This is a genomic window from Delftia sp. RIT313 (assembly GCF_000632165.1).
GTDB classification, from domain to species: Bacteria; Pseudomonadota; Gammaproteobacteria; order Burkholderiales; family Burkholderiaceae_C; genus Comamonas; species Comamonas acidovorans.
Map to the genome: position 1 here is coordinate 42,939 of NZ_JFYT01000041.1, position 21,715 is coordinate 64,653.

The window sequence follows — 21,715 nt, forward strand, 5'->3', positions numbered from 1 at the left end:
TGCGTTCAACGCCGCTCAACTACGCTCCATGCGGCGACAACTTCGATGAAGCCGCGCAGTTTATAGGAGCCACTTCACCATGATCTTCTCGCCTGTTCTCCGCCGCAACGCCTTCAACCCCCAAGCCGCCGATCTGGCCCTGCAGCGCTTCCTGCAAGGCACCCTGGGCAACGCCGCCCACTCTCCCTCGTCGGTGCAGGTGCAGCGCGATGAAAAGGCCACGACGCTGCAGCTGGACGTGCCCGGCCTGTCCCGCGAGCAGCTGCAGCTGAGCATCGAGGGCGCCGTGGTCCGTCTGTCCAGCGTCGAGGGTGCGCCCCGCCAGGTGCAGCGCGCCTGGGAGCTGGACCATGAGATCGACACTGCCGCCAGCAGCGCAAAGCTGGAAAACGGCGTGCTCACGCTGTCCCTGGCCCGCCTGGAGCCGCAGAGCAAGGCCACCACGCTGAGCATCCAGTAAATCCGGTCAGCGAGTTTGTGCACCCGGGCTGTCAACCAATCCTTTCTTCCCTCCTCTTAGCAAGGTGACAGCCCGTTTTCAAAGCCCGGCACATGCCGGGCTTTTTTTGTGCGCAGGCTGCGCATCACAGGTGCCCCGCCGCACAGCGCGGCGATGGGGAAGGCAGAGGCGGCCGAAGAATCAGGCCAGCGAATCGAGCGGCCAGCGCGGCTTGACGTCGAAGGCGTAGTGCCGGTTGGCCACTTCCCGGCCCGCCTGCAGGCGCATGGCGGCGGCCATGGCGATCATGGCGCCGTTGTCGGTGCACAGGTGCAGCTCGGGGTAGTGCACGCGCAGCTTGCGCTTGGCGCAGGCCGCATCCAGCTGCGAGCGCAGCAGCCGGTTGGCACCCACGCCGCCGGCCACGACCACGCGCTTCATGCCGGTCTGCTGCAGCGCGGCCAGGGTCTTCTTGACCAGCACCTCGACGATGGCGGCCTGCGTGCTGGCGGCCAGGTCGGCCTTGCGCGCCTCAAGGTCATCGCCCAGCTTCTTCGCCTGGGTCAGCACGGCCGTCTTCAGGCCGGCGAAGGAGAAGTCCAGGTCGCCCGAATGCAGCAGCGGCCGGGGCAGCTTGAAGGCCTGGGCATCGCCGCCTTCGGCCAGGCGCGAGAGCACGGGACCGCCCGGATAGGGCAGGCCCATGAGCTTGGCCGATTTGTCGAAGGCCTCGCCGGCCGCGTCATCGATGGTCTCGCCCAGGATGGCGTAGCTGCCCACGCCATCCACGCGCATCAGCTGCGTGTGGCCGCCCGAGACCAGCAGGGCCACGAAGGGGAATTCGGGGGGATCGGCGCTCAGGAAGGGCGACAGCAGATGGCCTTCCAGGTGGTGCACGCCCAGCACGGGCTTGTTCAATGCCGCAGCCATGGCGCAGGCCACGCCCGCGCCTACCAGCAGCGCGCCGGCAAGGCCGGGGCCGCGCGTGAAGGCGATCACATCGACCTGGTCCAGCGAGCGGCCGGACTCGCCCAGCACGTTTTCGGTCAGCGGCAGCACGCGGCGGATGTGGTCGCGGCTGGCCAGCTCGGGCACCACGCCGCCGTAGGCACGGTGCATGTCGATCTGGCTGTGCAGCGCATGGGACAGCAGCGTGGGCACGCCCGTGCCATCGGGGGCCTCGACCAGGGCCACGCCGGTTTCATCGCAGGAGGATTCGATCCCCAGAATCAGCAAACTCATGGGGCTGAAGTGTAGAACCTGCGGGCGCGGCGCACGGCCACAGGCCTCAATGGCCCCTGGCAGGCGGGCAGTTGCACGGCCGGCGCTCCGCTACAGGTTGTCTATGTAGGAAGAGCGCGAGAACCGCACGGGCTCGAAGCCGTCGGAGGTCCAGATTTCGCTGGCGATCAGTGCCTGGGCATCCATGGGGCGGGCGAAGTAAAAGCCCTGCAGCTCGTCGCAGCCCAGGGCCTGCAGCACTTCGCGCTGCTGCTGGTTGGTCACGCCTTCGGCCACCACGCGCAGCTCCAGCGCATGGGCCAGGCGCACGATGGCATCGACCACCGCCCGCGCATCGCTCTTGAGGGCCACGTCGCGCACAAAGCTGCGGTCGATCTTCACCTCGTCGGCGCACAGCTGGCGCAGCAGGGCCAGGCTGGAGTAGCCGGTGCCGAAGTCGTCGATGGAGATCTGCACGCCCATGCCCGTGAGTTCGGCAATCACGGCCATGGTGGTCTTGTCGTCCTCCATGGCCACGGACTCGGTGATCTCGAAGACCAGTTGCTCGGGCCGGATGTGGTGCCTTGCGATCGCCTCGGCGATGAACTGCGCCAGCCGCGTCTGAAAGAGCTGGTAGCCCGAGATATTGATGGACACCCGCATGAAGCGCCGCTCGCGCGCCCATTGCGCGGTCTGGCGGCAGGCCTCGTCGATGACCCAGTCGCCGATCTCGCTGATCAGGCCGAAGCGCTCGGCCAGCGGGATGAACACGCGGGGACTGATCAGGCCGAACTGCGGGTGGTTCCAGCGCGCCAGCGCCTCCACGCTGCGGATGCGGCCCGTGCGGGTATCGATCTTGGGCTGATAGAACAGCACCAGCTGCTGGCTGGCCACGGCGCGGCGCAGGGCCTGCTGCAGGTCGAACTGCGCGGCCACGCCCTGGCGCATGCTTTCCTTGAAGATGGCGTAGGTGTTCCCGCCGGCACGCTTGGCCGTGTACATGGCGGCATCGGCCGCCGCCATGAGCTTTTCCTTCTTGCCATGGTCGGGATAGATGGCCACGCCGATGGAGCTGCTGATGGAGACCGCCTTTCCTGGCAGGTCGAACGGCTGGCTCAAGGCCTTCTGCACACGGCCTGCCATGGCCACGGCGTCGTCCACCGAAGCCAGGCAGCCCAGCAGCAGCACGAACTCGTCGCCACCCACGCGCGCCAGCGTGTCCGATTTGCGCGTCATATGGCCCAGGCGCACGGCCACCTGGCACAGCAGCGCATCACCGGCGGCATGGCCTTCCACATCGTTGATGGGCTTGAATCCATCCAGGTCGATGTACAGCAGGCCCACGCGCACCGGCCCGCAGGGCCCCGGCTGCTCCACCGAGCTGTCGGCGCGCGCAATCGTGCGGCCCAGCCGGTATTCGAACAGCGCCCGGTTGGCCGTACCGGTCAACGGGTCTCGGAAGGCGATGCGCTTGAGCTTCACATTGGCGCGCAGCAATTTCTCATTGCTCTGCTTGAGCGACTGCGTCAGGCGCTGCGCCTTGCAGCGCATGCGGATGTAGAGCACCGAGCACACCAGCAGGAAGGCCACGAACGCACCGGCACCCCACGGGCCGAGGGCATGCCATCCAGCGAACCAGACGCCCTCATCGGCCAATTGCGCCGACGCGACGCCATCCTGGGCAGCCGCAGGCACCTGACCCTGCGCCATGCAGGGCAGCAGCGAAGCCAGCCAGCACGCAAATGTCGGGCCGCGCCAGCGCGCAGGTATCCACCGGGACACCCCCTCGGTCAGGAACAGCGAATGCATGGGGAAAAACCGATCTTCTCGTGATATTTCAAACTCATGCCGATTCAGCCTCACTGCCGCATTGCGCAGCCCAATGCCGTGGTCTGCGTTGCCATGTGCGCCGGATGAACGGGGCTTTTCTTAAAAAGCCGCCCCATTCGCTTTGCAAACATTCGACACGCTTACACGTCAGTTTGTGTATCGAAAATTTCAAATCATTAAAAAAATTCTATCAAATCATCGATCCCGTGCCCATGCAAGCACCGCGCGACGCCCCGGCATGGGAATTGCATCCAGGTCCCTTGCACGAAGGCAAACTGCATCAAGGCAGGCAGACAGGACCAAGCCCCCATGAAAACCGCTCTCAACTTTCTTGTGGCCGCGCGGCAGTGCGAAATCGGCGAGCTGGAGCAACTGCAGCGCACCAGCGCCCTGGTGGATCTGCTCAGCCGCCTCATCCATGCGCTGCAAAAGGAGCGCGGCCTGTCCAACGTGTTTCTGGCCAGCGCAGGCGCGCGCGGCGGCCCGGCCAGGCTGGCGCAGATGGCCGAGTGCGACCGCATGGCCGCTGCGGCGCGCGACGGCTTCGAGCGGGTGGACATGCAGCCCGGTGGTGGGGGACTCACCGGCCACCCCGGCCATGGCGCGCGGCTGTTCAGCCGCATCGCCCATGTACTGCAGTGCCTGGACGCCCTGCCCGCGCTGCGCGAGCGCGTCGCCAGCCGCACGCTGTCGCCGGAGGCGGCCACGGCCCTCTATATCGATCTGGTGGCCGGCCTGCTGGCCGTGGTCTTCGAGGCGGCGGACAGCGCACCCGAGCCCGGCATCTCGCGCCTGCTGGTGGCCTTGTTCAACTTCATGCAGGGCAAGGAGTTCGCGGGCCAGGAGCGCGCCACGGGCGTGGCGGCGTTCGGCGCGGGCGTGAGCGATGCGCCGCGCCAGCAGCACTGGCTGCACCTGATCGCCTCGCAGGAGCGCTGCTTTCAGGTCTTCGCGGAGTTCGCGCCGCCCCATTCCCTGGCCCTGTGGCAAGAAAGCAGCGCGGCCGACGCCACGCTGGCCGTGATCGAGCGGCTGCGCCGCGTGGGCTGCACGGCCACGGCGGGCGCGCCTTTGTCCGTGGAGATGGCCGAGCCCTGGTTCGACAGCTGCTCGCAGCGCATGGACGCGCTGCAGACCGTCGAGGCCCGCCTGACGGCCGAGCTGCAGCAGCAATGCCAGCACCGCATTGCCGATGCCCGCGCCGCCCTGCAGACGCTGCTGCAGGCGCCGCAGGCATTGGCGACCACGCCGGTCTCGGCCACGCTGGCGCCGGGCGAGCTGCAGCCACCGGCCGCACGGCTGGGGCCGCAATTGGACCGCTCCGTGATGGACCTGGTGCAGGACCAGTCGCAGCGCCTGCAGGCCATGCAGGCCGAGCTGGAGACCGTGCGCGCCACGCTCACGGAGCGCAAGCTGCTGGAACGCGCCAAGGGCCTGCTGATGGCGCGGCGCCAGCTCAGCGAAGGCGAGGCCCACAAGCTGCTGCGCCAGACCGCCATGAACCAGAACCGCCGCCTGGCCGATGTGGCGCAGGCCGTGCTTTCCATGGCCGATCTCCTGCCACCTGCGCCTTGAACGCCGGGCCGGTGCGAGCCATGCTGCAGTGCAGCACCGACTTGGTGCCATGGAACGCACCAGAAGGTGGCCCGGCGAGGACTGCAAGGCCGATGGACGGCATGGTCCCCTGTGAACACGGCCTGGCACGCTTTCTGCATTGACTCTGGCAACTCCCGGCCAAAGGCGGCCGGGACCCCGGTCTTGATTCAAGGCCCCAGGACAACGGCGTCACTCTCCCCGCGCAGCGCGGCTGGAGAGGACGCCGTTTTGCTTGGAGCAGGGCCCGTTTGCAAGTGTTCCATTCCCGACGATCGAAGGAGTTCCGCCATGGCGTCAAGCCCCAAGCCCACCACAGGCCCTCTCACCGCCGGCCCGGCCCTGCCCCGGCGCGACTTTCTGCGCCAGGCCGGCACGCTGGCAGGCGGTGCGGCGCTCTACACCCAGCTGGGCCACCATGGCGCCTGGGCGGCCGGCTCGGATGCGCCAGAGAAGAAAGAGGTGCGCATCGGCTTCATCCCGCTGACCGACTGCGCCAGCGTGGTCATGGCCTCGGTGCTGGGGATCGATCAGAAGTACGGCGTCAAGATCATTCCCTCCAAGGAAGCGAGCTGGGCCAGCGTGCGCGACAAGCTGGTCAACGGCGAGCTGGACTTTGCCCACGTGCTCTACGGCCTGGTCTACGGCGTGCACCTGGGCGTGGGCGGCGCCAGGAAGGACATGGCCGTGCTGATGACGCTCAACCACAACGGCCAGGCCATATCTCTGTCGAAGAAACTGGCCGACAAGGGTGCCGTCAATGGCGCGGGCCTGGCCAAGCTGATGGCCAGCGAAAAGCGCGAATACACCTTTGCCCAGACCTTTCCCACGGGCACGCATGCCATGTGGCTGTACTACTGGCTGGCGGCCAACGGCATCCACCCGCTCAAGGATGCCAAGGTCATCACCGTGCCGCCGCCGCAGATGGTGGCCAATATGCGCGTGGGCAACATGGACGGCTTTTGCGTGGGCGAGCCCTGGAACCACCGCGCCATCATGGACGGCATCGGCATCACGGCCGCCACCACCCAGTCCATCTGGCAGGACCACCCCGAAAAGGTGCTGGGCACCACGGCCGAGTTCGCACGCCAGAACCCCAACACGGCACGCGCCGTGACGGCGGCCATCATCGAGGCCAGCCGCTGGATCGACGAGAGCCTGGCCAACAAGACCCGCATGGCCGAGACCATCGCCGGCAAGGCCTATGTGAACACGGGCGTGGATGCCATCAACCAGCGCATCCTGGGCCGCTACCAGGACGGCATGGGCAAGACCTGGGACGACCCCAACCACATGAAGTTCTACGGCGACGGCAGCGTGGGCTACCCCTACCTGTCCGACGGCATGTGGTTCCTGACCCAGCACAAGCGCTGGGGCCTGCTCAAGGACCACCCCGACTACCTGGGCGTGGCCCGCTCCATCAACCGCCTGGACATCTACCAGCAGGCCGCCACCGCCGCCAAGGCCCCGCTGCCCAAGGCGGCGATGCGCAGCAGCAAGCTCATGGATGGCACGGTCTGGGACGGCAAGGACCCGCGCAAGTACGCAGACAGCTTTGCCATCAAGGCCTGAGAGATCCCCTTTGAAGCCCCACCCCACAGAGGAACACACCATGGTCAGCGCCGTCTTCCACTTCCCGGCCGAATCCGCTGCCGCGCCGGCAGCCGCTTCCACACAGATCTCCGCGCAGGTCTCAGGGCCCGCCGCTCCAGCCGCGCCGGCCCCCCAGGCCCGGGCACCCGCCGCCCCGCGCGACTGGGCAGCGCTCTCGCGTGCCTTCTGGCTGGCCGTGCTGCCGCCGCTGTGCGGCCTCGGTTTGCTGGTGGGCGTGTGGTCCCTGGTGGCTGCAGGCTCGGGCCAGAGCATTCCGGGGCCACTGGCGACCTGGCAGCAGGCGGTGGAGATTTTCAGCGACCCGTTCTACCGCAACGGCCCCAATGACCAGGGCGTGGGCTGGAATGTGCTCGCTTCGCTGCAGCGCGTGGCCGTGGGCTTTGGCCTGGCGGCGCTGGTCGGCATTCCGGCCGGCTTCGTGATCGGGCGCTTCAACTTCCTGTCGCGCATGTTCAACCCGCTGATCAGCCTGCTGCGCCCGGTGTCGCCGCTGGCCTGGCTGCCCATCGGCCTGCTGGTCTTCAAGGGCGCCAACCCGGCGGCCATCTGGACCATCTTCATCTGCTCGATCTGGCCCATGCTCATCAACACCGCCGTGGGCGTGCAGCGCGTGCCCCAGGACTACATGAACGTGGCGCGCGTGCTCAACCTCAGCGAATGGAAGATCGCCACCACCATCCTGTTCCCCGCCGTGCTGCCCTACATGCTGACCGGCGTGCGCCTGGCCGTGGGCACGGCCTGGCTGGTCATCGTCGCGGCCGAGATGCTCACCGGCGGCGTGGGCATCGGCTTCTGGGTCTGGGACGAGTGGAACAACCTCAACGTCAAGAACATCATCATCGCGATCTTCGTGATCGGCATCGTGGGCCTGCTGCTGGAGATGGCCCTGGTCAAGCTGGCAACGGCATTTACGTTCGAAGAGGTGAAGGCATGAATGCATCGTCCAAGTTCATCGAGGTCCAGGGCGTGGAGCAGAGCTTCAAGACCGCCAAGGGCCTGTTTCCGGCGCTGCGCAATATCGACCTGACCATTGCGCGGGGCGAATTCGTCTCGCTGATCGGCCACTCGGGCTGCGGCAAGTCCACCCTGCTGAACCTGATCGCGGGCCTGACCACTCCCACCACGGGCGTGCTGCTGTGCGCCAACAAGGAGATCAAGGGCCCCGGGCCCGAGCGCGCCGTGGTCTTCCAGAACCACTCTCTGCTGCCCTGGCTGACCTGCGAGGGCAATATCCACCTGGCCGTGGAGCGCGTCTATGGCCGCACGGAAAGCCGCGCCCAGCTCAAGGCACGCACCTTGGCCGCGCTGGAGCTGGTGGGCCTGGCCCATGCCGCGCACAAGCGGCCCGGCGAAATCTCGGGCGGCATGAAGCAGCGCGTGGGCATTGCGCGCGCGCTGTCGATGGAGCCGCAGGTGCTGCTGATGGACGAGCCCTTCGGCGCGCTCGATGCGCTCACGCGCGCCAAGCTGCAGGACGAGCTGCTGGAGATCGTGGCGCGCACGCAAAGCACCGTGGTCATGGTCACCCACGACGTGGACGAGGCCGTGCTGCTGTCCGACAAGATCGTGATGATGACCAACGGCCCGGCAGCCACCATCGGCGAGGTGCTGGAAGTCGGCATCGCCCGGCCGCGCAACCGCGTGGCGCTGGCCGAGGACGACCGCTACCGCGAGTGCCGCAAGGCGGTGATCGACTTCCTCTACACGCGCCAGGGGCATGTGGAAAAGGCGGCCTGAACCTTCGCCGGTCCTGCCGCCTTCCAGGCCCTGCACAGAGCGGGCCGGCCGAGCCCCGGTTCAGTGCCGGCCCGAGATGTAGTGCTCCAGCTGCTCGATGATGAACTTCTGCTCGGAGATGATGTCCTTGACCAGGTCTCCGATGGAGATCAGGCCCAGCAGCTTGCCGCCCTCGTCCACCACGGGCAGGTGGCGCAGCCGGTTCTCGGTCATCACCGCCATGCATTCCTGCGTGGTCTGGGTGGGGCCGACGAAGAGCACGTCGCGCGTCATCACGTCGCGCACCAAGGTGGCGCCCGAGGTGCGCCCCAGCAGCGCGATCTTGCGCGCGTAGTCGCGCTCGGTGACGATGCCTGCGATCTCGCTGCCCTCCATCACGAGCAGGGCGCCAATGCCCTTGTCGGCCATGAGCCGCAGCGCGTCGAGCACGGAATCGGTAGGCGCGATGCTGTACACCGCGCCGCTGGCCTTGGACTTGAGAATGTCTGCAACTGCTGTCATGGGGGCCTTTCAGTCGTTCGCCAATTCGGTTCTAGTGTCATCCGAACTGCGCCCAAAAAGCAACAGGGCCAGCGCGTGTATGCACACGCACCGGCCCTGCCCGATTCAGTGAATGCGGCCCTTCAGCGGCGGCCGCCCAGCAGGCTGCCACCAATCTTCATCAGATCGCTGAGACCTACCTGGCCGTCGCCATCCTGATCGAGCAGGCTGCCCAGCAAACCACCACCCAGACCGCCCTGCTGCTGCGCCTGCGCATGCTCGCGGCCCAGCACCTGGCCCAGGCCGCCGGCATCCATGCCGCCTGCGCTCACGCGCTGCGCAAGAAAGGACATGACGATGGGGGCCAGCAGCTGCAGCAGCTGGGCCGCGCCGCCGCTGCCCAGGCCCGTGGCCTGGCCCAGTCCGTCCTGCGCGCGCTGCTGGTTGCCACCCAGGATGTGGCCCAGGATGGCCGCGCCATCGAGCCCGCCACCTGCATTGCCGCCCGCGCCTGCGCCGCCGCCCAGCAGCGAGCCCAGCAGGCCGCCGAGGTCCAGGCCACCGGCGCCGCCGCCGCTGGCCGCGCCATGGTCGCGCTGCAGCGCGCCGAAGAGATTGGCCGCGCCCTGCGGATCGGCCGCATTGCGGCCCAGCGAGGCCAGCAGCACGGGCAGGGCCGCGCCCACGGCGCTTTCGGTCTGGGCGGGGCTGGCGCCGATCTGGTCCGCCATCTGCTGCATGGGCGCGCCCTGCAGTTGGGCCATCAGTTCGGCGGCCAGGGAAGAGCTGGAGTTCATGGTCGTTCCTTCATCCGGTCGCCCGGTCAACACAAAACCACATGGTATGCGCAAGCCTGCGCAGCGCACATGACGGCGCCACGTCCAAGTGTCAACGATGTTTTCCAGCGGCCGCAGGACCCCGCAGGGGTCAGGTCGTGGTCAGCACCCTCTGCGGCTGCGCGCGCGCCTGCCGCATCTGTGGCGGGCTCTGCACCTGGCTGCGTGCCTGGTTGCGTGCCTGGCTCTGTGCCTGGGCCTTCATGGACCGGCGCAGGGCCACGGCATCGCCCGCTGCGGCAGGCGAGCGGCCCGTGGCGTCCAGCCGGAACACCTGCACGGTTTCCGACACGGTCTGCGCCTGGGCCTGCAAGGCCATGGCCGATGCCGCGTTCTGCTCGACCAGGGCCGCGTTCTGCTGCGTGATGCTGTCCAGATGCGCCACGGCCGCGTTGACCTGCGAGATGCCGCTGAGCTGCTCGCTGGAGGCGCTGTGGATCTCGCCGATCAGCAGGCTCACGCGCCGCACCAGATCCAGCGATTCGATCATGGTCTTCTGCGCCACCTCGGTCCTCTGGTTGCCGTCCAGCACCTTGGCGGCGGAGTCGTCGATGAGCTCGCGGATCTCCTTGGCCGCCGCCAGCGTGCGCTGCGAGAGGCTGCGCACCTCGGCCGCCACGACCGCAAAGCCCCGGCCCTGGTCGCCTGCGCGCGCGGCCTCCACGGCAGCGTTCAGCGCCAGGATATTGGTCTGGAAGGCGATGGAGTCGATGAGCTGCGTGATCTCGCCAATGCGCCCCGACGCGGCCTGGATCTGCTTCATGGTGGCGGCCACGCCATCGACGGCGCCGCTGCTGCGTTCGGCCACCTCGCTGGCCTGGGCGGCCAGGTCCGTGGCCTGGCGGGCCGAGTCGGCCGTGTGCTTGACGGTGCCCGTGATCTCCTCCATGGAGGCCGCCGTCTGCTGCAGGTTGCCCGCCTGGGTTTCGGTGCGCGCGGACAGGTCATGGTTGCCCTGCGCGATTTCCCGGCTGGAGATCTGCATCTTGTCGCTTTCCTCGCGCGCATCGCGCACGATGGACAGCAGGTTCACGTTGAGCTGGCTCAGCGCCTTCTGCAGATCGCCCACCACGTCCTTGCGCGTGATGCGTATCGTCTGCGTCAGGTCGCCGGCCGCCAGGCGATTGGCCAGCAGCACCATCTGCGCCAGCGGCGCCACGGTCAGCCGGTAGGCCCAGGCCCCGGCCAGGCCCGTGAAGATGCAGACCGCCAGCCAGGCCAGCGCAGACCATGCGTCCAGCGTATGCCCACCGGCCACCGCCGCGCCAAAGGCCGCAGCCACCACCATGAAGAAGATCAGCACCAGCTTGCCGGCCAGGCCCAGGCTCAATGCGTTGGCCAGGCGGCCGCGCAGGTTGTTGCGCAACAGGTGGCCGGCACGCAGCACGTGGACCCGGCGCCCGGCGTCCTTTTCGGCGCGCATGGTGGCGTAGAGGCGCTCGGCCGCATCGGTCTGCTCGCGCGTGGCCTCGGTGCGCACGGACATGTAGCCCGAGGGCCGGTCGCCATCCATCAGCGGGGTGACATTGGCCATGACCCAGTAGAAGTCGCCGTTCTTGCGCCGGTTCTTCACGGGGGCGGACCAGGGCAGGCCCGCCGAGATGGTCTCCCACATGTCGCGGAAGGCTTCCTCGGGCATGTCGGGGTGGCGGATCATGTTGTGGGGCTGGCCCAGCAGGTCTTCGCGCTCGTAGCCGCTGACCTCGATGAACATCGGGTTGCAGTAGAGGATGCGGCCCTTCAGGTCCGTGGTGGAGACCAGGGTCTGGCCCTTGGGAAACGAGTACTCGCGCGTACTGACCGGCAGATTAACTCTCATAGGCATCCCTCCCTTGAAGAAGAAAAATCCTGCGTGCCCCATCCGGCCCAGCGAGCCGCTGGCCGGAGTTCAAAGTTTTTACCCCGAACCGCCACATTTGAAACAAATAAAAACAAAATCTCCATTGGATTCAGACATCTGATAGGACCGTATCGATAGCACGCGCACCGCTTTGATGCATGCGGCGCACCAGCCTGGCACGGCCGCGCGGACTCGCGTCCCCGGGCGATCAGTCGCCACAGGGCAGCAGCCTGGCACGCAGCTTGCTAAATCCCGGGCGTGGCCATGAAGGGCCGCAGGGCCAGGCGCAACGACGTGCCACGGCCCGGGACAAAGGCGTCACCCCGCGCGCAGCCATCGGCCGCGCAGCGTGGGGACGCCTTTTTTGTTTTCCGAACCGCAACGGGGGCACGATGAAAAAATCCAGGCTGGTGATGGTGGGCAACGGCATGGCCGGCGTGCGCACGCTGGAGGAGCTGCTCAAGATCGCGCCCGACCTCTACGAGATCACGGTATTCGGGGCCGAGCCCCACCCCAACTACAACCGCATCATGCTGTCGCCCGTGCTGGCGGGCGAGCAGCAGCTGGACGAGATCATCCTCAACGACTGGTCCTGGTATGCGCAGCACGGCATTACCCTGCATGCGGGCTGCCGCGTGCACGCAGTCGACCGGGCGCGCCGCGTGGTGCACGCCGTGGACGCGGCCGGACAGCCGGTGAGCGCCGAGTACGACCGGCTGATCCTGGCCACGGGCTCGCGCCCCTTCATGCTGCCCGTGCCCGGGCGCGAGCTGGAAGGCGTGCTGGGCTACCGCGACATTGCCGACACCCAGGCCATGATCGCGGCGGCCGCCAGCCACCGCCATGCCGTGGTCATCGGCGGCGGCCTGCTGGGCCTGGAGGCCGCCAACGGACTCATGAAGCGCGGCATGGACGTTACCGTGGTGCATGTGGGCGAGCGCCTGCTGGACCGCCAGCTGGACGAGACCGCCGCTGCCTTGCTGCAGGCCTCGCTGGCCGAGCGCGGCATGCGCTTTCTGATGCAGGCCCAGACCCGGGCGCTGACGGGCGACGGCCAGGGCCGCGTGGCCTGCGTGCACCTGCAGGACGGGCGCGAGGCACCGGCCTCGCTGGTGGTCATGGCCGTGGGCATCCGGCCCGAGACCACGCTGGCCGAGCAGATGCACCTGCACGTGCAGCGCGGCATCGTGGTCAGCGACACGCTGCAGACCGTGACCGACCCGCGCATCTACGCCGTGGGCGAGTGCGCGGCGCACCGGGGCGTGGCCTACGGGCTGGTGGCGCCGCTGTTCGAGCAGGGCAAGGTGCTGGCCAACCACCTGGCGGAGATGGGCATCGGCCGCTATCCGGGCTCGCAGACCTCGGCCAAGCTCAAGGTCACTGGCATCCATCTGTTCAGCGCGGGCGACTTCCGCGGCGACGAGGGCACGGAGGAAATCGTGCTCAGCGACCCCGGCGCGGGCGTGTACCGCAAGCTTGTGCTGCGCGGTGACAGGCTGGTCGGCGCCTGCCTGTATGGCGACACCGAGGACGGTGGCTGGTACTTCCGCCTGTTGCGCGATGGCGTGGCAGTGCAGGAACTGCGCGACCGCCTCATGTTCGGCGAAAGTCAAGCCAGCCAGGCCAGCCAGGCCGACCCGGCCAGCGGCCCGTGACGGCGCCCGCCCCCGTGCCCTGCCCTTCCCTCATCCACCCCAGGCCCACCATGCAAGAAACCCGATCCACCTGCCCCTATTGCGGCGTAGGCTGCGGCGTCCTCATTGAAAGCGATGGTGCGCGCATCACGGGCGTGCGTGGCGATCCGGCGCACCCCGCCAACCACGGCCGCCTGTGCACCAAGGGCAGCACCCTGCACCTGACGGCCTCGCCCGCCCTGGCACAGCAGACGCGGCTGCTGCAGCCCGCGCTGCGTGCCACGCGCGGCGCGGCGCCCCAGGATGTGGGCTGGGATGCCGCGCTGGACCTGGCCGCCGGCAGGCTGGCCTCCATCGTGCAGGAGCACGGCCCCGACGCCGTGGGCCTGTATGTGAGCGGCCAGCTGCTGACCGAGGACTACTACGTCTTCAACAAGCTGGCCAAGGGCCTGATCGGCACCAACAACATCGACACCAATTCGCGCCTGTGCATGAGCAGCGCCGTGGCCGGCTACAAGCTCACGCTGGGCGCCGACGCGCCACCGGCCTGCTACGAGGATGTGGACCATGCGGACTGCCTTTTCATCGCGGGCAGCAACGCGGCATGGGCGCATCCCGTGCTCACGCGGCGCATCGAGCAGGCGCGTGCCGCGCGGCCGCAGATGAAGATCATCGTGGCCGACCCGCGCCGCACCGACACGGCCGGCATGGCCGACCTCTTCCTGCCGCTGCGCCCCGGCAGCGACACCCTGCTGTTCCACGGCATGCTGCACATCATGGAACTGGAAGGCTGGCTGGACCAGGCCTACATCGCACGCCACACCAGCGGCTTTGCCGACCTGCAGGCCCTGGTGCGGGAGGCCACGCCCGAGCGCGTGGGCGAGCTCTGCGGCCTGCCCCGGCACGATCTGTTCCAGGCCGCGCAATGGTTTGCGCTGGGCGGGGATGCACGCGACGGCGCCGCCCGTGGCGCCACGCTGAGCCTGTACTGCCAGGGCCTGAACCAGAGCAGCAACGGCACGGCCAAGAACGCCGCGCTGATCGGCCTGCACCTGGCCACGGGCCAGATCGGGCGCGCGGGCGCGGGGCCGTTCTCGCTCACGGGCCAGCCCAATGCCATGGGCGGGCGCGAGGTGGGCGGGCTGGCCAATCTGCTGTCGGCCCACCGCGACCTGGCCAACCCGGCCCACCGCGCCGAAGTGGCCGCACTGTGGGGCGTGGACGACGTGCCGCCCCGCCCCGGCAAGACCGCCGTGGAGATGTTCGAGGCCGCCGCCGAGGGCGAGATCCGCGCGCTGTGGATAGCCTGCACCAACCCTGCGCAAAGCATGCCCGACCAGGCCCTGGTGCGGCGCGCGCTGCAGCGGGCCGAATTCGTCATCGTGCAGGAGGCCTTTGCCACCACCGCCACCTGCGCCTACGCCGACCTGCTGCTGCCTGCCACCACCTGGGGCGAGAAGATCGGCACGGTGACCAACAGCGAAAGGCGCATCTCGCGCGTGCGCCCCGCCGTGGCCGCACCCGGTGCCGCGCGCCATGACTGGCGCATTGCCGTGGACTGCGCGCGGCGCATGGAGGCACGGCTGCGCCCGGGCCGGCCCAGCCTATTCCCCTACGACACCGAAGACGCCGCTGCCGGCGCCCAGGCCATCTGGAACGAGCACCGCGAGAGCACGCGCGGGCGTGACCTGGACATCACCGGCCTGTCCTGGGATCTGCTGGACGCGCAAGGCCCCCAGCAATGGCCGCTGCCCGAAGGCGCAGCCCAAGGCCGCGCACGGCTCTACGAAGACGGCCGCTTTCCCACGCCCGATGGCCGCGCACGCTTTGCCCTGCTGCCCTGGCAGCCGCTGGCCGAGCCGCCCGATGCGCACTATCCTTTCAGCCTGACCACGGGCCGGCTGCGCGACCAGTGGCACGGCATGAGCCGCACGGGCCAGCTGGGCCGTTTGTTCGGCCATGCGGCCGAGCCCTGCCTGCAAATGCACCCGCGGGACATGGCCGAGCGCGGCCTGCGCGCGGGCGACCTGGTGCAGATGAGCAGCCGGCGCGGCGCCCTGCTGGTGCCGGTGCAGCCCGATGACACGCTGACGCCCTCCCAGCTCTTCATGGCCATGCACTGGGGCGGCGAGTATCTGGGCGGCACTTCAATGGGCGGCGTCAATGCCCTGACCACACCGGCCTTGTGCCCCGGCTCCAAGCAGCCCGAACTCAAGCACACGGCCGTGAAGCTGCAAAAGGCCGAACTGCCCTGGACCCTGCTGGCCATGGCCTGGCTGCCCAAGGACCGGGTGCTGGCCGCGCGCGAGCAGTTGTCCGCCCTCATGCCGCACTTCGGCTTTGCCAGCTGCGTGCCCTTCGGCAATGCCGTCCCGCTGCAGGACGCCGCCCGGGCCCGGCACGGCGTGCTGCTGCGCGCCGCCGCCCATGAGGCGCCGGGCGAGGCCGTCCTCGCACGGATCGAATCCCTGCTGGGCCTGGATGCCGCCGACCCCCTGCGCTACACCGACCGCCGCCGCCAGCACAGCCGCGCGCTGCGGCTGGACCGCCACAGCCTGTCCACCACGGTCGAGGCCCTGCTGCTGGCCGGCGACACGCGCGCGGGCAGTTGGCTGTCCACCCTGCTGCAGGACCAGATGCCGGCACAGGACTATGGCCGCCTGCTGCTCATGCCCTCGGGCTCGGCGCCGCTGGCCATCCAGCCGCGTGCGCGCCAGGTCTGTACCTGCTTCGATGTGGACGAGACCGCCATCGCAGGCGCGCTTGCGCGCTGCGAGGGCAGCGACGACGCGCGCCTGGCCGCGCTGCAGGGCCAGTTGCGATGCGGCACCAATTGCGGCTCCTGCCTGCCGGAGCTCAAGCGCCTGGTGCGCCACATCCCCCTGGCGAAGAGCCAGGAGACCGCATGAAAGAGGCGATGGAACAACGGGTTTGCATATATAGCGAAAAGTAATGAAACCTGCGGGAAAATATGCCCCCACAGGATTCCACCCACGATTGCAACGCCATGGGCATCAGCCAATACATCAAGGAAATAGGCCGCGGCGCACGCGGAGCCAAGGCGCTGGAGCGCCCGCAGGCGGCCGACCTGTTCGGCCAGGTGCTGGACGGCGGCGTCAGCGACCTGGAGATCGGGGCCTTTTGCATCGCCATGCGCATCAAGGGCGAGACCGTTGAGGAGATGAGCGGCTTCCTGGACGCCGTGCATGCGCGCGTCGCCCGTTTTCCCGCCTCGGCCAATGGCCGCCCCGTGATCGTGCTGCCCAGCTACAACGGCGCGCGCCGCCTGCCCGTGCTCACGCCCCTGCTGGCCCTGCTGCTGGCGCGCGAAGGCCTGCCCGTGCTGCTGCACGGCATGCGCACCGAGGCGCGCCGCATCCTGGCCAGCGATGTGCTGCAGGCACTGGGCATTGCGCCGCTGCCATCTCCCCAGGCCCTGGCCGACGGCCAGGTGGCCCATATCCATACCGAACATCTGCACCCGGCCCTGGCGCGCCTGCTGTCCGTGCGCGAGGTCATCGGCCTGCGCAACCCGGGCCACAGCGTGGTCAAGCTGCTGGCGCCCTGCGAGGGCCCCTGCCTGCTGGTGACGGCCTACACCCATCCCGAGTACCTGCCCATGCTGCACGGCACCTTCGGGATGCTGGGCATGAATGTCCTGCTCTCGCGCGGGCTGGAAGGCGAGGTCGCGGCCGACCCGCGCCGGCTGCCGCGCTACGACGGCTTTGTGGCAGGCGCCCACCAGCTGCTGGCCGAGCAGCAAAGCGGCACTGCTTCCGAGGTGCCGGGCCTGCCCGCCGAGATCGACGTGGACACCACGGCGCGCTACACCGAAGACGTGCTCGCGGGCCGGCTGCCCGTGCCGCCCGCGCTCACACGCCAGGTGGAACACATCGTCCACCTTGCCGATCAGATTCGCTGAATACCCCAGAAAAAACGGAGCCCCGCCATGACGACCCCGTCCCACACCCCCGCGAACACCGCCCGGCGCGGCACCTGCACCCTGGTCGGCGCAGGCCCCGGCGACCCGGAGCTGCTGACCATCAAGGCCCTCAAGGCCATACAGGCGGCCACCGTGCTGCTGGTCGATGACCTGGTCAGCGACGCCATCGTGGCCCATGCCGCGCCCACGGCGCGCATCGTCTACGTGGGCAAGCGCGGCGGCTGCAAGAGCACGCCCCAGGCCTTCATCGAAAAGCTCATGCTGAGCGCCGTGCAGGAGGGCGAGACCGTGGTGCGCCTGAAGGGCGGCGACCCCTTCATCTTCGGGCGCGGCGGTGAAGAGGTGGAGCACCTGCGCGAAGCGGGCGTCGAGGTCCAGGTCATCAACGGCATCACCGCTGGCCTGGCCGGGCTCACCAGCCTGGGCGCCCCGCTCACGCACCGCGACCGGGCGCACGGCGTGGTCTTCATCACGGGCCACGCCAAGCCCGGCGACAGCGGCACCGACTGGCGCCAGCTGGCCGCCACCGCGCGCGATGCGCGGCTCACCCTGGTGATCTACATGGGCGTGAGCAGCGTGGAGCACATCCGCGCCGAGCTGCTCAATGGCCTGCCCGCAGCCACGCCCGTGGCCGTGATCCAGCACGCCAGCCTGCCACAACAGCGCCACGCGCTGACCACGCTGGGCGCACTGGTGGAGTGCATTGCCGACACAGGCCTGGGCAGCCCCAGCGTCATCGTCGTTGGCGATGTGGTCCATGGCGTACGGGCAATGGCCGAACCTCAGACGCAGCTCACCGCTGCGGTTGCAGCCGCCTGAGTGCGAGATTGCTGCAATCAAAAATCTATCGATTCATAAAAGTCATTAGTTTTCATTAAAAATCCCCTGTTGGCTGCCGAAACGGCGTTTAGACCGTTTTGGCAGACCGTCAGCTCCGCCAGGCGGCGGTAGCGCCATCGGGGGATTCCATGAAAACACCAGGCCTTACTTTCACTTCCACAGCTGCGCAGATACGGCTGTCCGCATGGCGGCGCACGTGGTCGCCGCTGCTGGCCGGCTGCGCGCTTGGCATGGCCCTGCTCATGCCCGGCCTGGCTGGAGGCGCCGACATGGTGCTGGCCACGCGCGTCACGGCCGCTGCAAAACCCTGGCTCACGCCCGCGCACCGCCAGTGGCTGCAGGCGCGCGGGCCGCTGACCGTGGGCATTTCCCTGCCCGACCATCCTCCCCTGGAAATGATCGATGGCGAGCGCTTCCAGGGCATCACGGCCGACCACCTGGGCCTGCTGTTTCCCGCGCCGGTGCGCTTCAAGACCTATGGATCGCGCGTGGCCGTGCTCGATGCGCTGCGGCGCGGCGAGATCGACCTGGCCTGCGAGGGCACCGAGCTGGAGGCCGAACGCGCCGACCTGGCCCTGAGCGTGCCCTACCTGCCCAGCCAGCCCGTGCTGGTGTCGCTCTCGCATGCGCCCTTCGACGCGGAGCGCCGGGGCGCGCGGCTGGCCATGACGCGCGACCAGCTGTTGCGCTCCCAGGTTGCGGCCGCCTATCCTCTCAGCGAGCTGCTGACCTATGAAACACCCCGCCGCGCGCTGGAGGCGCTGAGCCTGGGCGAGATCGATGGCTTCATCGGCGACACGGTCACGGTGCACTACCTGATCCAGGCCAACTACCTGCTCAACCTGCGCGTGCAGGGCTTTGCCCCCATAGAGAGCCGGGGCTTCGGCATGCTGGTGCGGCATGACGATACGCAGTTGAAGGCCTATCTGGACCAGGCCCTGCCCGCCATCACCTTGCAGCATGGCGACGACATTCTGCACAGCTGGAGCGGCAGCCGCCGTCCGCTGCTGGGAAGCGACCGCGTGGCCCTGACACCCTCGGAAAAGCAGTGGCTGGATGCCCATCCCCGCATTCCCGTGGTGCTCAACAGCTCGCTGGGATCACTGGGAAAGCTGAATGCCGACCGCCAGGCCGAGGGCATAGGACCCGACTACCTGGACCTGATCAGCCACCGCGCCGGCCTGCAGTTCGACTACGTGACCGCACGCAACTACACCGAACTCGAGGCCATTCTGGGCTCGGGCAAGGCCCTGCTCACCCCCGTCTACACCTCGCCGCCGATTGCATCGCCCGATATCAAGCTGCTGCCGCCCTACCTGCGCAGCGCGGTGGTGGTGCTGGCCCGGCCCGAGGCGAACGCGGGCACACAGCGTGACAAGGGCATACACCACCTGCAGGGACTGGAGGGCAAGCGCGTGGCCATGGTGGCTGGCTTCTTCCTGGAGGACACGGTGCGCCGCGAGCATCCGCGCATACGGCTGCAGCTGTATCCCGACCTGGCCCAGGCCCTGGCCAGCGTGGCGGCCGATGACAGCGATGCCTTCGTCGGCAACGACTACGCAGCGCGCTATGCCAACGCCCAGCAATTGGGCAACCAGCTGCAGCTCACCGGCATCCTGGAGGACTACACCCGCCCCGTGAGCCTGGCCGTGCATGCCGCCGAGCCCGAGCTTCTGAGCATTCTGGAGAAGGCCCAGCTGTCCATCTCACCCGAAGAAATGGCCGAAATCGTGCGCCTGTGGGCGCCGCGCGATAGCGGCAGCGGCACGCGCTTTTGGCGCGAGCACCGCCAGCGCCTGCTGCTGCTGCTGGCAGCGCTGGCGCTGGCCACGGCCACCTCCCTGGTCTGGGGCTTTTACCTGAGCCGCCAGATGCGCAGGACGCGCCGTGCCGAGCGGCGCGCCGAGGCCGCCAACAGGGCCAAAAGCCTGTTCCTGTCCACCACCAGCCACGAGATACGCACGCCGCTGAGCGCCATCATCGGCCTGCTGGAGCTGGCGCAGGACCGCGAAAAACTCGGCCTGCCCCACCGCGATACGCTGGCCGCGGCCCACAAGGCCTCACAGGGCATGCTGCTGCTGCTGGGCAATGTGCTGGACCTGCACCGCATCGAGTCGGGCCACATCGACTCCACGCCCCAGCCCGTGGCGCTGCGGCCGCTGATCGAAGACATGGCCCCGCTGCTGCAGGGCCTGGCGCACGGCAAGCGGCTGTCGCTGCGCACCCAGGTTGGCAAGGGCGTGGACCACAGCGTGACGGCCGACCCGCTGCACCTCAAACAGGTGCTGTTCAACCTGCTGAGCAATGCCATCAAATTCACCGAACGCGGCAGCGTCACCCTGCGCGCGCAAGGCACCCGCCGCCATGACCGCCTGCTGCTGCAGATGGAGGTGGAGGACACCGGCATCGGCATTGCGCCGCAGGACCAGGCCCGGCTGTTCAAGCCCTTTTCGCAGGTGCCGGGAGCCCATCAGGACCAGGCCTTCGGCAGCGGCCTGGGCCTGAGCATCACGCGCCGCCTGCTGGAGCACATGGGGGGGACCATCACCCTGGAGAGCGTGCCGGGCCGGGGCTCACGCTTCACGGTCAGGTTGAGCCTGCCGCTGGTGGAGCCGGACGACAGGCTGTCGGCCGAAGAGGTATTGCCCCGGATCATGCCCGCGCCCCTGGAGCTGCGTGCAAAGGCCGATACAGGCACCGAGCCCCTGCCCGAAGTCCCGGCCGAGCCGGAACTCAGAATCCTGGCCGTGGAAGACTATATGTTCAATCGCGAGCTGCTCAAGAGCCAGCTCACCGCGCTGGGCCACGGCATCTCGCTGGCCGGCGATGGACAGGAGGCCTGGGCGCGTTGCCTGGTCGAGTCCTTTGATCTCATCATCACCGACGGCCGCATGCCGATCATGGACGGCTTCGAGTTCATCCGGCGCCTGCGTCGGCGGGAAGCCGAAAACCAGCTGCGCCGCTGCCGCGTGATTGCGCTGACCGCCAGTCCCGAGGCCTCCGAGGCCCTGCGCTACCTGCAGGCCGGTGCCGACGAGGTGCTGTCCAAGCCGGCCTCCATGGAAGACCTCAGGCGCGTCATCGAGCAGGTGCGGGACGAGTTGCAGGGCAGCGCGCCCGGCACCTGGCATCGGCCACCGGCCGCACCCTCCACGCTCAGCCCGGCTTGACCGAGCTGCTGGCCGTCACGCGGCTTTGCTCGAAGCGCTGGGCCAGCTCGCGGCGCAGGTCCTTGCGGATCAGCGCGGCCTGCCAGCGGCGCTTTTCCTCGTCGGTGGCCGGCACCAGCGTGGGCACGGGCGCAGGTTGCTTGTTCTCGTCCACCGCCACCATGGTGAAAAAGCAGCTGTTGACATGGCGCACCACCTGGGTGCGGATGTCCTCGGCCACCACCTTGATGCCGATCTCCATCGACGACTTGCCCGTGTGGTTGACGCTGGCCAGGAAGGTCACCAGCTCGCCCACGTGGATGGGCTGCAGGAACATCACCTGGTCCACGCTCAGCGTGACCACATAGCGGCCCGCGTAGCGGCTGGCGCAGGCATAGGCCACCTGGTCGAGCTGCTTGAGAACGGCGCCGCCATGGACGTTGCCCGAAAAGTTCGCCATGTCGGGCGACATGAGCACGGTCATGCTCAGCTGGTGCGATGGGAAATTCATCGCTGGATTTTAGGTCCCCCCTGAGTCGCTGCGCGCCTTCCCCCAGAG

16 protein-coding genes are annotated in these 21,715 nt (G+C 68.5%); 10 read left to right on the top strand and 6 right to left on the bottom strand.

Translation table 11 applies throughout. The annotated features are described in order from the left end of the window. The first annotated feature begins 79 nt into the window (after positions 1-79). Positions 80-460 (top strand): Hsp20/alpha crystallin family protein, encoded by a 381-nt coding sequence (locus BW39_RS11085; RefSeq protein ID WP_034391459.1) that lies wholly within the window; start codon positions 80-82, stop codon positions 458-460. Positions 461-640: 180 nt separating this feature from the next. Here the strand turns inward: BW39_RS11085 and tsaD are convergent, their stop codons facing one another. Beyond that, positions 641-1,681 carry a tRNA (adenosine(37)-N6)-threonylcarbamoyltransferase complex transferase subunit TsaD gene (gene tsaD / locus BW39_RS11090; RefSeq protein WP_012204300.1) on the bottom strand — a complete coding sequence of 347 codons (1,041 nt, stop codon included), beginning with the start codon at positions 1,679-1,681 and terminating at the stop codon, positions 641-643. 90 nt (positions 1,682-1,771) lie between these two features. Beyond that, positions 1,772-3,469, bottom strand: a complete 1,698-nt coding sequence (locus BW39_RS11095; RefSeq protein ID WP_043821752.1) for a putative bifunctional diguanylate cyclase/phosphodiesterase — start codon at positions 3,467-3,469, stop codon at positions 1,772-1,774. Positions 3,470-3,799: 330 nt separating this feature from the next. Here BW39_RS11095 and BW39_RS11100 point away from each other — a divergent pair, with 330 nt between their 5' ends. The 4 genes from BW39_RS11100 to BW39_RS11115 all read left to right on the top strand — a co-directional run bounded on the left by BW39_RS11100 (position 3,800) and on the right by BW39_RS11115 (position 8,434). Then, complete coding sequence (locus BW39_RS11100) at positions 3,800-5,065, top strand: nitrate regulatory protein (protein WP_043821750.1); 1,266 nt, start codon at positions 3,800-3,802, stop codon at positions 5,063-5,065. A gap of 309 nt (positions 5,066-5,374) precedes the next feature. Next, the gene (locus BW39_RS11105; RefSeq protein WP_043821748.1) at positions 5,375-6,655 is read left to right on the top strand and encodes a CmpA/NrtA family ABC transporter substrate-binding protein; all 1,281 of its coding nucleotides are present in this window, start codon (positions 5,375-5,377) and stop codon (positions 6,653-6,655) included. Positions 6,656-6,695: 40 nt separating this feature from the next. Continuing rightward, entirely contained in the window at positions 6,696-7,631 is a 936-nt protein-coding gene (gene ntrB, locus BW39_RS11110; RefSeq protein ID WP_043821747.1) for a nitrate ABC transporter permease, read from the top strand. Then, positions 7,628-8,434: an ABC transporter ATP-binding protein gene (locus BW39_RS11115; protein ID WP_013803472.1), complete on the top strand. Its 807-nt coding sequence runs from the start codon at positions 7,628-7,630 to the stop codon at positions 8,432-8,434. The genes ntrB and BW39_RS11115 overlap by 4 nt, the downstream gene beginning before the upstream one ends. Positions 8,435-8,494: 60 nt before the next feature. Here the strand turns inward: BW39_RS11115 and BW39_RS11120 are convergent, their stop codons facing one another. From BW39_RS11120 to BW39_RS11130, 3 genes are all read right to left on the bottom strand, one after another. Continuing rightward, complete coding sequence (locus BW39_RS11120) at positions 8,495-8,935, bottom strand: CBS domain-containing protein (RefSeq protein ID WP_012204294.1); 441 nt, start codon at positions 8,933-8,935, stop codon at positions 8,495-8,497. A gap of 122 nt (positions 8,936-9,057) precedes the next feature. Next, positions 9,058-9,711 (bottom strand): DUF937 domain-containing protein, encoded by a 654-nt coding sequence (locus BW39_RS11125; protein ID WP_012204293.1) that lies wholly within the window; start codon positions 9,709-9,711, stop codon positions 9,058-9,060. Positions 9,712-9,841: 130 nt separating this feature from the next. After that, positions 9,842-11,569 (bottom strand): methyl-accepting chemotaxis protein, encoded by a 1,728-nt coding sequence (locus tag BW39_RS11130; protein ID WP_043821746.1) that lies wholly within the window; start codon positions 11,567-11,569, stop codon positions 9,842-9,844. 413 nt (positions 11,570-11,982) lie between these two features. Between BW39_RS11130 and BW39_RS11135 the strand changes: the two genes are divergently transcribed. From BW39_RS11135 to BW39_RS11155, 5 genes are all read left to right on the top strand, one after another. Beyond that, entirely contained in the window at positions 11,983-13,245 is a 1,263-nt protein-coding gene (locus tag BW39_RS11135; RefSeq protein WP_081816182.1) for an NAD(P)/FAD-dependent oxidoreductase, read from the top strand. 50 nt (positions 13,246-13,295) lie between these two features. After that, positions 13,296-16,133, top strand: coding sequence for a nitrate reductase (locus tag BW39_RS11140; RefSeq protein WP_043821755.1), 2,838 nt, complete (start codon positions 13,296-13,298; stop codon positions 16,131-16,133). Positions 16,134-16,231: 98 nt separating this feature from the next. Then, positions 16,232-17,146 carry a DNA-binding protein YbiB gene (ybiB, locus tag BW39_RS11145; protein WP_043821742.1) on the top strand — a complete coding sequence of 305 codons (915 nt, stop codon included), beginning with the start codon at positions 16,232-16,234 and terminating at the stop codon, positions 17,144-17,146. A 27-nt stretch (positions 17,147-17,173) separates the two neighbouring features. Continuing rightward, positions 17,174-17,986 (top strand): uroporphyrinogen-III C-methyltransferase, encoded by an 813-nt coding sequence (gene cobA, locus BW39_RS11150; RefSeq protein WP_013803477.1) that lies wholly within the window; start codon positions 17,174-17,176, stop codon positions 17,984-17,986. Between the two features lie 149 nt (positions 17,987-18,135). After that, positions 18,136-21,177: an ATP-binding protein gene (locus BW39_RS11155; protein WP_235264192.1), complete on the top strand. Its 3,042-nt coding sequence runs from the start codon at positions 18,136-18,138 to the stop codon at positions 21,175-21,177. Here the strand turns inward: BW39_RS11155 and BW39_RS11160 are convergent. After that, positions 21,164-21,667: an acyl-CoA thioesterase gene (locus BW39_RS11160; RefSeq protein ID WP_013803479.1), complete on the bottom strand. Its 504-nt coding sequence runs from the start codon at positions 21,665-21,667 to the stop codon at positions 21,164-21,166. The genes BW39_RS11155 and BW39_RS11160 overlap by 14 nt on opposite strands. Between the last annotated feature and the right edge of the window lie 48 nt (positions 21,668-21,715).

Bases quoted from the DNA above. Each gene is read 5' to 3' on its own strand.
- BW39_RS11125 (WP_012204293.1), bottom strand. From the start codon at position 9,711: ATGAACTCCAGCTCTTCCCTGGCCGCCGAACTGATGGCCCAACTGCAG.
- BW39_RS11115 (WP_013803472.1), top strand. From the start codon at position 7,628: ATGAATGCATCGTCCAAGTTCATCGAGGTCCAGGGCGTGGAGCAGAGC.
- BW39_RS11140 (WP_043821755.1), top strand. From the start codon at position 13,296: ATGCAAGAAACCCGATCCACCTGCCCCTATTGCGGCGTAGGCTGCGGC.
- cobA (WP_013803477.1), top strand. From the start codon at position 17,174: ATGACGACCCCGTCCCACACCCCCGCGAACACCGCCCGGCGCGGCACC.
- BW39_RS11120 (WP_012204294.1), bottom strand. From the start codon at position 8,935: ATGACAGCAGTTGCAGACATTCTCAAGTCCAAGGCCAGCGGCGCGGTG.
- BW39_RS11100 (WP_043821750.1), top strand. From the start codon at position 3,800: ATGAAAACCGCTCTCAACTTTCTTGTGGCCGCGCGGCAGTGCGAAATC.
- tsaD (WP_012204300.1), bottom strand. From the start codon at position 1,681: ATGAGTTTGCTGATTCTGGGGATCGAATCCTCCTGCGATGAAACCGGC.
- BW39_RS11160 (WP_013803479.1), bottom strand. From the start codon at position 21,667: ATGAATTTCCCATCGCACCAGCTGAGCATGACCGTGCTCATGTCGCCC.
- BW39_RS11085 (WP_034391459.1), top strand. From the start codon at position 80: ATGATCTTCTCGCCTGTTCTCCGCCGCAACGCCTTCAACCCCCAAGCC.
- ybiB (WP_043821742.1), top strand. From the start codon at position 16,232: ATGGGCATCAGCCAATACATCAAGGAAATAGGCCGCGGCGCACGCGGA.
- BW39_RS11105 (WP_043821748.1), top strand. From the start codon at position 5,375: ATGGCGTCAAGCCCCAAGCCCACCACAGGCCCTCTCACCGCCGGCCCG.
- BW39_RS11130 (WP_043821746.1), bottom strand. From the start codon at position 11,569: ATGAGAGTTAATCTGCCGGTCAGTACGCGCGAGTACTCGTTTCCCAAG.
- BW39_RS11095 (WP_043821752.1), bottom strand. From the start codon at position 3,469: ATGCATTCGCTGTTCCTGACCGAGGGGGTGTCCCGGTGGATACCTGCG.
- BW39_RS11135 (WP_081816182.1), top strand. From the start codon at position 11,983: ATGAAAAAATCCAGGCTGGTGATGGTGGGCAACGGCATGGCCGGCGTG.
- ntrB (WP_043821747.1), top strand. From the start codon at position 6,696: ATGGTCAGCGCCGTCTTCCACTTCCCGGCCGAATCCGCTGCCGCGCCG.
- BW39_RS11155 (WP_235264192.1), top strand. From the start codon at position 18,136: ATGAAAACACCAGGCCTTACTTTCACTTCCACAGCTGCGCAGATACGG.